Origin of the sequence: Cyclobacterium xiamenense (assembly GCF_900109255.1) — a bacterium.
Taxonomy (GTDB): domain Bacteria; phylum Bacteroidota; class Bacteroidia; order Cytophagales; family Cyclobacteriaceae; genus Cyclobacterium; species Cyclobacterium xiamenense.
The window spans coordinates 496,070-509,020 of record NZ_FNZH01000004.1; the positions used below are offsets into that span (position 1 = coordinate 496,070).

A 12,951-nucleotide genomic window follows, 5' to 3' on the forward strand; every position below is an offset into this window, starting at 1 on the left:
ATCAGTTTCCAATAAACATCCAAAATTATGAAAAATTATTTACTAAAGGCAATACTCATGTTGTCGAAAGGCTTTTTATACGGCTTACTTGTGCAGATGCTGTTGGTCAATTTCGCCAGCATCATGCAAGCAAAGGGACAGTACAAGCGGATCGACGAAGTCAGCATTCGCCTATCCGCCCCTTCACTCAGTGTTCGGCAATTTTTTAACGAAGTAGAACGAAAAACGCCTTTTAAGTTTGCCTACGACAATAAAAAAGTGGATAAATCGCAGCTGCTGGTATTCGACTCGGAGTCGGGTACGGTAGAGGAGCGTCTCCAAGTAGCCGGACAGCAATTGCAGGTGAGTTTTAGGCAAATAAACCACACCATTGACGTGGTTCCCACTGGTAAACCAGCAGTTCGGGTCATGCCAGATGCCGTGCGTATACCCATCACCGGAACCGTCACCGATGAAAATGGGGAGGCCATTCCGGGGGCTACGGTACTGGTAGAAGGTACGTCTACCGGAACGGCAACCGATATTGATGGAAAATTCAGTTTGGACGCCGACGAGGGAGCGGTTTTGCTCATTTCCTTTATCGGTTACCAGTCGCAACGCATTACGGTAGGCAATCAAAGTAGTTTGTCCATTACCTTGCTGGAGGATCAGTCTTCGTTGGAGGAAGTGGTGGTGGTAGGGTATGGAACGCAGAAGAAGGCAGATATTACTGGTTCCGTAGCTTCGGTATCTGAGGAGTTGTTACAGTCCAGGCCGGTGGCAAATTTTGAAGATGCGTTGCAAGGAAGGGCTAGTGGTGTGCAGGTGAGACAAACTGGGGGAGATCTGGATGGAAAATTTTCCATAAATATTCGCGGCATTGGGTCGGTTACAGGTAGTAACGATCCACTAATCGTGGTGGACGGCGTACCTCTTTTCAGTTCTGATTTTTCCACCATTAATCCAAAAGACATTACCGCCATAGATATTCTAAAGGATGCTTCTGCAACCGCTATTTATGGTGCAAGGGCTGCCAACGGGGTGGTGATTATCACTACGAAAAAGGGTCAGGCAGGAAAAACTCAGTTTACGTTTAATACGGATATTGGGGTGGAAGAGATTGTAAGAAGATTTGACCTAATGAGCTCACAGGAACAAAGGGAATTATTTGTTGAAGCATTTAAAAATTCCAATAGGAATATTTCCGTTTATGACGATCCCAATCATCCTGCATGGCAGGTGGACACCGACTGGCAAGAACTGGGTACGCGCACCGGTGTTAGGCAAAATTACAATCTTGGTTTCAGCGGGGGGTCCGAAAAGACCCAATTTTCAGGTTCGGTTTCCTATTTGGACAGAAAGGGAACCCTTGTAAACTCCGATTTGAAAACCTGGTTTTTGCGACTGAATGTGAGCTCGGAAATCAACAAGTTGTTAAAGGTGTCTACCAATATGACCGGAAGCCATCAAAAACAAAACCTTCAAAATAATGACAATTGGGGCTCGACAGGGTACCGCAGTCTAGCTTTTGAACATTCCTACACACCCGCCTACGATGAGAATGGTAACCTGACGGCGATCGATAATCAAGCTGCCCCCTATTTTGGAGCCAACAATAATCCGTTGATCGACCTTTTGATGCCAGCCCGGGAGCAAGATGTTACCCGATTGATGGGAAATACCAAATTTGATTTTACACCCCTAGACGATCTAACAATTTCTGCAAACATTGGGGGGGATGTACTAGTAGGTAGTGGCTATAGCTACATGCCGGTTTATCAAATAGGTATCTTTACTCGACCTGAAGGGAGTGTAACTGTGCCAAATAGGCAAGAAATCAACTGGGTTTCAGATATAACTGCGAATTATGAGAAGGCCTTTAACCAACATGTTTTCAAATTGTTGGCCGGATTTTCAGCGCAGCAGTTTGTATTTAACAACAGTACTGTTACCGGGGCAGGAACGGTTAATAATTCGTTGAATCAGCTCTCTAACCAGATTAATTTCAACGCAAGCGGCACCAAAGTAAGTTCCGGATTACTTTCTTCGTTTTTCAGAATAAACTATTCTTATCACGATAAACTATTGCTTACCGGAACGGTACGTCGAGACGGTTCGTCAAAATTCGGTCCCTCTACGAGATTTGGTGTTTTTCCATCCGGGTCCATCGCATGGAGAGTATCGGAGGAAGAGTTTTTAAAGTCTTCAAATTTTTTGGATGATTTAAAAATAAGGACTAGCTACGGACTCACAGGAAATCAAGAAATCGGAGATTTTGCATTTTTGACCCGAGCGGCATCCACTCCCTACGTTTTTGGAAATAGTTTGGTCATAGGAAACTCACCTCAAAACATCGGTAATCCATTTTTGCAGTGGGAGAGCACGAAACAATTTGATGCTGGCGTGGATATGTCTTTTATTGATGGCCGAATATATGCCACAGCGGACTATTATAACCGTGTTTCTCAAGATTTATTGGTAGCTAGTCCAATCCCATTGACTGCGGGAGTTGCACAGGAGCCGATCGTTAATCTCGGCTCGGTTTTGAATTCCGGATTCGAGTTTTCGATCAATTCGAGGAATACGGTTGGGAAAATTGCCTGGAGTACCAATTTTAATATTTCTTTTAATAAAAACGAAGTATTGGATATAGGTGAAAATTCTATTGGAGAATCGCTCGAAATTCCTGGACAGAATATACCGCTCTCCAATCAACCTGCTAATTTATCAAGGGCTGGACATCCAGTTGGCGCATTCTATATGTGGCAGTTTGATGGTGTTTGGCAATTGGGAGAAGAAGATGAAGCCTCAAGTTGGTCGGGAGCGGTTCCCGGCGATCCGAAGTATAAAGATCTAAATGGAAATGGAGTTTTTGATGTAGGAGATAAAACCTTTGTCGGTAATCCCCACCCAAGGTACTTTGGGGGTATAGATAATTCATTTAGTTATAAGAACTTCAATCTTTCTGTGTTCTTTGATTTCGCAGGGGGCTACCAGGTTTACAATACGGCGAGAAATCTGTTGGCCAGAGGAGTTCCTTTTGTCCAAAACTTCGCAGAGGTAAATGGGTTTTGGACGCCGGAAAATCCAAGTACAACAATCCCCAGACCTTCACAGGGTGGAAATACAACAACACTCGTAACCATGGTGTCGGATCGGTTTTTGGAAACAGCTGATTTTATTCGTCTAAAGAATCTAAGCTTATCGTACAATCTTCCCCAGCAGTGGTTTGCTGGGAAAGCCATTCAAAGCACCAAATTTACCCTGACGGGTACAAATTTATTGATATTCACCAACTATACCGGGCTGGATCCTGAAGCATCTAGTAGAACTAGTTTGTTATCTTCTGGGATAGACTATACACCTTATCCTCAAACCAGATTGGTATCATTATCCGCGCAAGTGACCTTCTGATAGTCGTACACCGAAATCGAGAAAACCATGAAAAATTTAAAAGTACCCAAGTATATAGGAATAGTTTTAGTTGCTTTGTTTTTGAGCTGTGAATCTATTCTGGAACCAGCACCAGAGGGCCTTGTTCCCATGGAGGACCTTTTCAATACCGAAAGTAACCTCATCACTGCAGTGAATGGAGTCTATCAGCCTTTACACCCCTTGTATCAAAACGTCATGTTTCAACTCACGGATTTGGCCAGTGACGATGGGTGGACCTGGAGAAAGGAGACCGAGCCAGATATTTACAACGTAGATCCGACCTTAGGCTATATACAAACAACCTGGAGCTTGCATTATTCAGGAATTACCCGTGCCAATACAGTTTTGGACAACCTCTCAAGAGTGCAAGATTTTTCTAGTCCTATAATGGAAAATGCCGTAGAAGGTCAAGCAAAATTCCTACGAGCGTTCTATTATTTTAATCTTGTCAGATTGTTTGGCGAAGTGCCGTTAATCATCAACGAGATAGAGACGCGGGAGAACGCGGAATTACCGCGTGAAAGCCTATTGAACATCTATGCACAGATAAAATCCGATCTGAATGATGCCATTGGCCTTTTACCGGAAAATTTTCCCGGTGGAATAGGTATGGAAACCGGCAGAGCGACATCAAATTCAGCCAGAGCATTACTATCTGCTGTTCATTTGGAATTGGAAGAATGGAGCGAAGCTGCGCAGGTTACGGGTAATCTTGTAGGAAAAGGTAGTTTATTAGCGGATTACGCTGCTAATTTTAATGGTTCCCAGGAAAATAGTGAGGCTTCTTTTTTTGAAGTGCAGTATGGCGGCGTAATTGGGCAGACTACAACTTCAAAAAGTGTTGCTTTCGCTCCACCTGATTTACTCAATGGGGCGGCATTCCTATTACCTACAGATGACAATTTGAATGGTGAAGGTGGTGGATTGTCTTCAGGAAATGGACTCGTCCAATTATTTGAAGCAGGTGATAACCGAATGGGGGTAATAGTAGATGATTATGGACTGTCTAATTTTATAGATCCTTCTATGCCCGACGGAAGTCTTAACTATGTCAATAAGTTTTATAATACCTCTGATCCTAGATCACTGAGTACTTGGAATTTTCCATTGATCAGGTATGCTGAAGTTTTATTAAACCGGGCTGAGGCGCTGAACGAGTTGGGCTACCAAGCTGATGGGGAAGCTTTTGATTTGCTCAATGAAATAAGATTGAATGCTGGACTTACTGCCCTTAGTTCGGAGGAGCTTCCTAACCAAGAAGCATTTAGGCTTAAGCTCAGGGACGAGCGGCGGATCGAATTGGCCTTCGAAACCAAAAGGTATTTTGATCTAAATAGGTACGGAATAGTGCAGAATGTGGTACAAAGCCAAATGGATTATACCGGCCTAAATTTTCCCCAACAGCGTCTTATCTCGCACCCCATCACAGGAAAGGATTATTTTCTCTATCCACTCCCCGCCATCGAATTTGTGAACAATGCGCGCCTTGGTGAACAAAATCCAGGTTATTAAGAGACAAGCGTATGAAGAAAGTTAATTCGTTGATTGGCTTACTGGCATTGGGAGCTACGTTGGGCTGTAACCCCAAGGGAGATAAGGAGGAAACACTCGCCTCCCAGAAAGCACAACCCAACGTAGTTCTTATAATGGCAGATGATCTTGGTTACAATGACCTCGGTTGCTTCGGGAATAGCACAGTAAAAACACCGAATATTGACCGTATAGCCCGTTTTGGTACGAAGCTTACCGACTACCATTCCAATGGGGTAGTTTGTAGTCCCACACGTGCCTCACTTTTGACGGGGCTTTATCCCCAGGAAGCAGGTGTAGAAGGTGTTGTAACTGCCAAGAGCCATAGGGAACGAGGGATGGACCCGGAAAATTTTACGTTGGCTGAATATTTAAAGGATTCGGGCTATGCTACAGCGCTATTTGGAAAATGGCATCTGGGTTATAAACCTGAATTTGGTCCCAATGTGCAAGGGTTTGACCAGTTTGTAGGATTTGTAAGTGGCAATGTGGATTATTTCAGCCATATAGATCAAGAAGGATACGAGGATTGGTGGAATAATCAAACGCTGGAAAAAGAAGCTGGTTATTTGACTGATTTGATCACAGGTAAGGCACTTGAGTACATGGAGGAAAGAAACAAGGATAATCCATTTTTTTTGTATCTAGCCCATGGGGCACCCCATTCTCCCTACCAGGGTCCAAATGATAAGGCAGACCGAACGGTAGGTGGTGATTTTCCGATTCAAGGAAGCCGGGAAGACAAAGTTAACGCCTACAAGGAAATGATAGAGGCGCTGGACAGGAGTGTAGGTGGTGTAGTGGATTACCTGGAAAAGAACAACTTGGCGGAGAATACGCTTGTGATTTTCTGTTCAGACAATGGAGGCACCAGAAATGTGGGTTCAAATGCTCCTTTTAGTGGGTATAAAGGCCAGGTGTATGAGGGAGGGCACCGAGTGCCGGCCATTTTCTATTGGAAGGACAAAATACAACCCGGAGTCTCTGACCAATTGGTAATGTCCATGGACCTATTCCCAACGATAGCCAGCCTTTTAGATTTAGAGGCGCCAATGGGCTTGTCCGGAAAGGATTTGTCCGGCATTTTTCATGAAGCAAAGTCAGCCGCCGAAACAGCGGACAGGACGGTGTTCTGGAGATTCAAAAATCAGGGTGCGGCGCGAAAAGGCAATTGGAAATTGGTGAAAATTGATGGGGAGGAAAAACTATATGACCTTTCGACGGATATTCAGGAAACAACGGATGTAAAAGAAGAATTCCCAGAAGTATATCAGGAATTAAATAGTGCCTATAAAGAATGGGAATCTGGTTTAAATGAAGAAATGATCCTCAGCTAAATAGATTGTATTATCCGAAGCTTTCCAATATTTAATGAATAACGGCTTTTATTACTTGTCCTCTCTAATTGTTTTCTGTGCATCATTTACGGCAATGATGGCTCAAACTTTCCCAAACGAGTATTCGGAGGGAAAGTTTGAGCAATTGGATAACCATATTTACCTGTGGAGGGATATCAGCAATGTTTACGTAATAAAAGATAATAATACTGCTTTATTAATTGATTTGGGAAACGGATCTGTACTCGATCATCTACGTGACATTGGAATAGAAAAAGTAGAATGGGTCTTGTTTACCCATCATCACCGAGAGCAGAGCCAGGGATACCCACGTTTAAAGAAGTGGGAAGCAAAGGTTGCGGTTCCAAAAGAAGAGCGGCCGCTTTTCGAAAAACCTTCTTTATTTAGAAAAATGGATCCCTCCAACAATGATCCCTTTTCCGTTGTGGGTGCCAGCTACGTTCGGCCTGCTGTATTCCCTATCAAGGTGGATCGTACTTTTGCAAAAATGGACACGTTTACCTGGCGCAATTTTGAGTTTCGGTGCATGGAAACCAAAGGTAACAGTCCCGGATCAATGTCTTATTTCCTCAAAACGGACAAAGGGTGGAATGTGTTCAGCGGTGATTTGATGTTGGATGGGGGGCGAATGCATAATTTTTTCGATACTGACTGGGATTATGGCTTTGCATCTGGTATTTATGCGCTGCACAATTCCGCGGCCATGGTCAAACAGTTCAGTCCCAATATATTACTCCCTTCGCACGGTGAGATAGTGGAGGATCCAGTGAGACAATTAGAAGATTACCAGGTAAAATTGGCCAATATGGCCAATTTATTGGTTCAGGGATATCCCTTATTTACCTATGCAGCGTCCATAGAGGACGAGGTTTCTGTTCCTACCAATATTCCTTTTGTGAATCAAGTGTCCCCGCATGTATATAAATTCAAGGGACATGCCAACTTCTTCCCCAATTTCACGATCATCATTGCTGACAGTGGACGGGCATTGGTGGTCGATTGCGGATTGATTGATGAAAAACTTTTAGAAACCGCAATCCGACAGATGGAGGAGAAGTTGGGATTAATAAAAATTGACGCAGTTTTGATTTCCCACATGCATGGAGACCATTTTCTACAGGTCCCATTTATAAAGGAAAAGTATGGAGCAGAGGTTTGGGCGCTGGATCGGATGGTACCTCAAATCGAAAGACCGCTTGATTTCAATTATTCAGCAATGATTCCAGGATACAATAAAGAGTTCCTTTCGTTAGAGGTTGATCGGGAGTTTGGAGCTGGAGAAACCTTCGAATGGGAGGAATTTACCTTTACTGTGGATTGGATGCCTGGACAAACGGAGTTTGCCATGTGTTTGCATGGAATGATTGATGGCAAATTGGTAGCTTTCACTGGAGACAATATCCGTCCTGCCCCCAATAACAGGGGAAATCCTGCTGTTGTGGCCCATAACAGTACCGTTTTAGAAGAAGGATATATTTTTGGAGCAGAATATTTAGCAAAGCTTAATCCTGATCGGATTGTTGGGGGGCATTCGGTGGTAATCGATCATCCCCGGGATTTAATAGAGAGATACCGACAATGGTCCTATGAGTTACGGGAAGCCTTTCAAAGCCTGAGTACTTTTCCCGATTATCGGTTTTGGTTTGACCCCTTTTGGGTGAAAGCTGAACCATACAGGAAAAAACTGACCAAAGGAAAAACAGGAAGAGTTAATGTGGTCATCCGAAATTTCGTGGAGTATGAACAAATCTACAAGGTGTACATCAGGACACCAAAAGGAATCATTTCAGATCCTGAGGTAATTGAGGTAAAAATTTCCGACCTGGGCGAGAAATCTTTTCTGGTTGAACTTGAGGCAACGGAAGCAGCTGAAACCGGGGTCGGAATAGTAAGTTTTGATCTCACCTTAAACGGGGAGCTGATTGGAGAGTGGTTTGATTCCATCATTTATGTTGAATGATATCCACGATTCACCTAAGCCTTTATATCAGGAAAAATTTAACTCTGATAGGAAAAATGTATAAAGTAAAATCAATGTTTCCGTTCGCGTTTATTCGGCTGCTGTTTATGGATCATTTATCCTATTAAAAAAAAATCAATTAATTGGTTATCCTGCTATTGGAAAAGAATAACTAAAAAAAAATAAAAAACAATCATAACACTAAATTAATCAACTATGTATATTGTAGAAAGACCCCAAACGTTGTTTTTGTTTGTTTTATTGGTTGTTTCTTTTCAAACCCTTGCCCAAACTTCCAATTCGACAGATTATCCCAATATTGTATACATATTAGCCGATGACCTGGGAATTGGGGATGTTTCTGGCTACAACCCTGATTCAAAAATCCATACAAAAAACATTGATCGGTTGATTAACGGTGGATTGAAATTTACCGATGCACATACAAGTTCTGCGGTTTGCACTCCTACCCGATATGGAATCATTACCGGCAGATACAACTGGCGATCTACCTTAAAAAACGGTGTTTTGGGAGGTTACTCCAAACCCCTAATACCCAATGATAGACTTACTGTGGGAAAGTTGCTTCAAGAAAAAGGGTACCATACGGCTTTTGTGGGGAAATGGCATCTGGGATGGGATTGGGCATTTGAGGAAAACACCAGCAATATTGACAACTTGGCCAATAACTTCGAAGTTGATTACACGAAACCTATAAAAAATGGACCGAAAGAACTAGGATTTACTTACTCTTATGGGTTTAGCGGCTCATTGGATATGCCGCCCTATGTATATGTAGAAGACAGCAGGATTACTGCTGTCCCGGATAGGGTTACCGTCAATGTTGACGATAAAGGGTTTTGGAGAGAAGGCCCAACCGGGAGTAATTTTGATCATGTTCAGGTGTTGCCCCACCTTACCCATAAGGCGGTGGAATATATCCAAGCTCAGTCCAATGCACCCGAACCGTTTTTTCTGTATTTTGCTCTTCCTGCCCCACATACTCCTATCCTGCCTACAACCGAATTTATGGGAAAAAGTAATACCAATATGTATGGAGATTTTATGTTACAGGTAGACGATGTTGTCGATCAGGTAATTCAGGCTTTAGAAGAGCAGGGAGAACTGGACAACACAATTCTTGTTTTTACCAGTGACAACGGCTGTTCCCCGAAAGCCAGTTTTCCGGAACTCGAACGGGTAAACCACGATCCAAGCTATATCTATCGTGGCCATAAGGCGGATATATATGAAGGAGGACACCGGGTTCCTTTTATTGTTCACTGGCCGGAAAAAACACAAAATGCCCAAACCTCATCGGCCACGATATGTACCACCGACTTGATGGCAACGGTTGCTGAACTTGTTAATTACAAATTACCAGAACAGGCAGGGGAAGACAGTTTTAGTTTTTTACCACTATTGACCGGTACTGATGAGCCTGAACCCTTGAGAGAAGCAGTTGTACATCATTCCATAGATGGGAGTTTTGCGATCAGAAAAGCCGAATGGAAACTTATATTATGCCCGGGGTCTGGTGGTTGGAGTTTTCCGAGAACCCCTGAAGAATTAGAAGGATTGCCAGCCATGCAGCTGTATAATCTTGATAGGGATCCTGGAGAAGAGCAAAATTTAATCACTAACCACCCTGGCAAAATGGAAGAATTGAAGTCCCTTCTTACCGCTTATATACAAAATGGGAGAAGCACTCCGGGAGCACTTCAGAAAAACGATGGACCGGAAACCTGGAAGCAACTTCATTGGATGAATGAATAGTTTGTTTTTTTTAATAGCGATTTTCAAGCCCTTTTTTAACAAACGAACTGTGAATAAGTAAATAAACGTTTATATCACTCTTGATACTGCTGGCATCCAGCCCTATGTCTTGTTAGCAAGGAATTTGAAACAACCAACCGCCAATGCCTTTGTTGTTTTGGTAGGTGATTTGCAGAATTGAGACCTTAAAAGTCGGTGGCCGATATCAATGTTCTAAAACGAAAAGTAAAGGCCAGTGATGTGTCTGCTGGTGAAGTGAATAGTGATTATGTTCCTGATGAAAGGGCAAGAGAATTTTCGTGGGAGGAGTTTCGTTTCTTAGCGGTACACAAATTATGTTTATCGGTTGATCGAGTCAAAACCTGAAGTCCTGTAACAGGCAATACCATTTTGGACCACCAAAACCTTTGGCCAATTCCTTTCAGAGAAATTGAAACGAACACAGAGGCCGGCTTGACTCAAAATCCAGGATACTTCTGATTCCACCTATAGCAATAGCGCGGGCCAAGGTATACACGGCGTAACGAAAGAGTAGGTTACTTTGGTCCGCGTTTCAATTTGTTTCTATTACAAATCTCCCCATTTTTATCCCTAACAATTCACCGAAATCCGCATAATTTCTGCATTTTTAAGCATGCGCAGCCTTAGCCCCTGCGCCAGCTACTGAAAGAAATGTATCCGCAGATGAACAAATGCACCCTTCTTTTTTCCATCTTGCTGCTTTCCCTAGGCAGCCTCCAAGCCCAAACCTATGCAAACGCCGACCTGCCCGATGCCCTGACATTTCTGGACGGGAGCCAGGTGCAGACAAGAGCTGATTGGGAAAGACGGAGAAATGAAATCCACGACCTTTGGCAAACCTATTTTATTGGGCATTACCCCAAAGAGGTTCCGGCACTGCTGTCGGCCGAGCTTCGCACCATCGCAGAAGAAACGGATGGCAGCACCCGAAAACGCCTGTTGTTGACCTTTGATACACCCAGCAAACCATCCTTTGAAATCGCCCTGTGGGAACCTGCCAATGCGCACCAAACAGGCAGGCCGTTGTTTTTGACCCAACCCAAAGATTACCAGCTGCCCTGGGCGGAGGAAGCGCTCAAACGCGGGTATGTTGTCTGCCTCTACCCGGGTTTAGACGCCCACCATTCCGAAGAAGCGTATCCGGATTACCAATCGGTCTGGAAGCAGTTTCAGGAAGAATATCCCGAGGCAGGTTGGGCCTCATCGCTGGGGATTCAGGCCTGGCTGGCCAGTAGGGCACTTGATTACCTATTGGACGAGGCCCAAGGATACCGCATTGACACCAGTGCGATCGGCATTGCCGGGCACTCCCGGTATGGAAAGCAAGCGATTTACGTAGCGGCCTTCGATCGGCGCATCAAAACAGTAATCGCGCGTAGTTCCGGTTCGCCAACAGGCACTTCGTATCGATTCTCTTCCCGGCATACCTTTATGGAATCGGTGGATGACTTTCCGGATGTATGGGCAAAAAACACATTAAAAGAGTTTTTGGGACGGGAACACGAATTGCCCATCGAAGGCAATGCCCTCCTGGCTACCATCGCTCCTCGCAATCTCATGCTCCACACCGCATACAATGACGGTAGTGACCCAACGTTCGGGGTGGAACGGAATTACGTAAATGCAAAAAAAGTGTATGCATTTTTGGGCGTGGAGGACAACATTTACCTGAGCTACCGGAAAGGGCAACACAATCCGATCACCGAAGCCCACACCCAACACATGTTTGATTATTTCGATCATACATTTGGAAGAAATTCCTTCACCCGCGAAGACTTCCCGGAGGTTCTACACCACCAATTCGATTTTGAAGGCTGGAAAGCAAAACAACGGGAAAGCGACTTACACCCAAAAACCAACCAACCCCTGCCTGAAAAAATTCGCTGGATGCTGGGAGAACATGCGGTCGATGCCGCAGGCCAACCGCCATACCGGTTAAAAACCGAGGAGGAATTGGGTGTCCCGGCCTGGTCGAGGGACCGATGGAATCCCGGTGGACTAAAACGGGTACCTTTTGCCTTTGGTCAAAATAGGAACGGCAATGTGTATTTTGATCCCAACCGGAGCGACTACAAAGGCACGGTAATCTGGCTGCATCCCTGGAATTATTCCCACGGAAGCAACGAAGGGTATGGGGTGGAGGAAACCACCGTATACTGGCGCCTGGCCCGGGAAGGATACCTGGTGGTCGGGTACGATCAGTTCGGGTTTGGTGACCAGCTTACCGCCGCCTTTGGCTTTTATGCGAATAACCCGCACGCATCGCTGCTGGGTAGGGCCGTATCGGATGTGAGCGATGTAATCGATTATCTGTTGGCGGGCAAAGGGATAGCAGCGGAGGAAATTCCGTCAACGGATCCCGCAAAGATTTTTATCTGTGGATTTGCCTATGGAGGAATGGTGGGTTTGTACGCAACGGCCCTCGACCAACGAATTGCCGGTCTGGCTTCGTTTAGCGGGTTTACCCCCATGCGAACGGATACCGACGAAAAGGCTACAGGGGGGATCCGCCGTTTGTGGCAGTGGCACCAGGTCTTGCCCAAGTTGGGGTTGTATCAGGGAAGGGAGTCCGAAATTCCCTACGATTACCCGGATCTTATTCGGCTGATTGCTCCACGCAAGCTGCTGGTTTATGCGCCCCTACGCGATCGGTTTGCCGACGCGGAGGACATCCGCCAGGGAATCAAAGAAGCCCAAACGGCCTGGACCGGGCAGGGAGGTTTAACCTTCCTGGCCCCGGAAGATGTGTGCCGGTTTCAAAAAGATCAGCAGGAGGTGCTGGTAGAATGGTTGGATCAAGCAGTACGGTAGCCCCGGGCGGTGCTCCCGTTCGAGCCGCCTGATTTGGGTTAAATGGATAAAAAAATTTGGTAATACGAGGTAAAGTTTGGA

The 12,951-nt window shown here is 44.8% G+C and carries 6 protein-coding genes; all 6 read left to right on the forward strand.

What is annotated here, in order from left to right; translation table 11 throughout:
* Positions 1-408 precede the first annotated feature (408 nt).
* Entirely contained in the window at positions 409-3,393 is a 2,985-nt protein-coding gene (locus tag BMW71_RS15595) for a SusC/RagA family TonB-linked outer membrane protein (RefSeq protein ID WP_244891198.1), read from the forward strand.
* A gap of 27 nt (positions 3,394-3,420) precedes the next feature.
* Positions 3,421-4,926 carry a RagB/SusD family nutrient uptake outer membrane protein gene (locus tag BMW71_RS15600; protein WP_092175916.1) on the forward strand — a complete coding sequence of 502 codons (1,506 nt, stop codon included), beginning with the start codon at positions 3,421-3,423 and terminating at the stop codon, positions 4,924-4,926.
* An 11-nt stretch (positions 4,927-4,937) separates the two neighbouring features.
* The gene (locus BMW71_RS15605) at positions 4,938-6,281 is read left to right on the forward strand and encodes a sulfatase-like hydrolase/transferase (protein ID WP_092175918.1); all 1,344 of its coding nucleotides are present in this window, start codon (positions 4,938-4,940) and stop codon (positions 6,279-6,281) included.
* Positions 6,282-6,375: 94 nt separating this feature from the next.
* Positions 6,376-8,262: an MBL fold metallo-hydrolase gene (locus BMW71_RS15610; RefSeq protein ID WP_177179665.1), complete on the forward strand. Its 1,887-nt coding sequence runs from the start codon at positions 6,376-6,378 to the stop codon at positions 8,260-8,262.
* Positions 8,263-8,478: 216 nt separating this feature from the next.
* Positions 8,479-10,038 carry a sulfatase family protein gene (locus BMW71_RS15615; RefSeq protein WP_092175923.1) on the forward strand — a complete coding sequence of 520 codons (1,560 nt, stop codon included), beginning with the start codon at positions 8,479-8,481 and terminating at the stop codon, positions 10,036-10,038.
* 684 nt (positions 10,039-10,722) lie between these two features.
* Entirely contained in the window at positions 10,723-12,870 is a 2,148-nt protein-coding gene (locus BMW71_RS15620; protein ID WP_177179666.1) for a glucuronyl esterase domain-containing protein, read from the forward strand.
* The last annotated feature ends 81 nt before the right edge of the window (positions 12,871-12,951 follow it).

Bases quoted from the DNA above. Each gene is read 5' to 3' on its own strand.
- BMW71_RS15595 (WP_244891198.1), top strand. From the start codon at position 409: ATGCCAGATGCCGTGCGTATACCCATCACCGGAACCGTCACCGATGAA.
- BMW71_RS15600 (WP_092175916.1), top strand. From the start codon at position 3,421: ATGAAAAATTTAAAAGTACCCAAGTATATAGGAATAGTTTTAGTTGCT.
- BMW71_RS15605 (WP_092175918.1), top strand. From the start codon at position 4,938: ATGAAGAAAGTTAATTCGTTGATTGGCTTACTGGCATTGGGAGCTACG.
- BMW71_RS15610 (WP_177179665.1), top strand. From the start codon at position 6,376: ATGATGGCTCAAACTTTCCCAAACGAGTATTCGGAGGGAAAGTTTGAG.
- BMW71_RS15615 (WP_092175923.1), top strand. From the start codon at position 8,479: ATGTATATTGTAGAAAGACCCCAAACGTTGTTTTTGTTTGTTTTATTG.
- BMW71_RS15620 (WP_177179666.1), top strand. From the start codon at position 10,723: ATGAACAAATGCACCCTTCTTTTTTCCATCTTGCTGCTTTCCCTAGGC.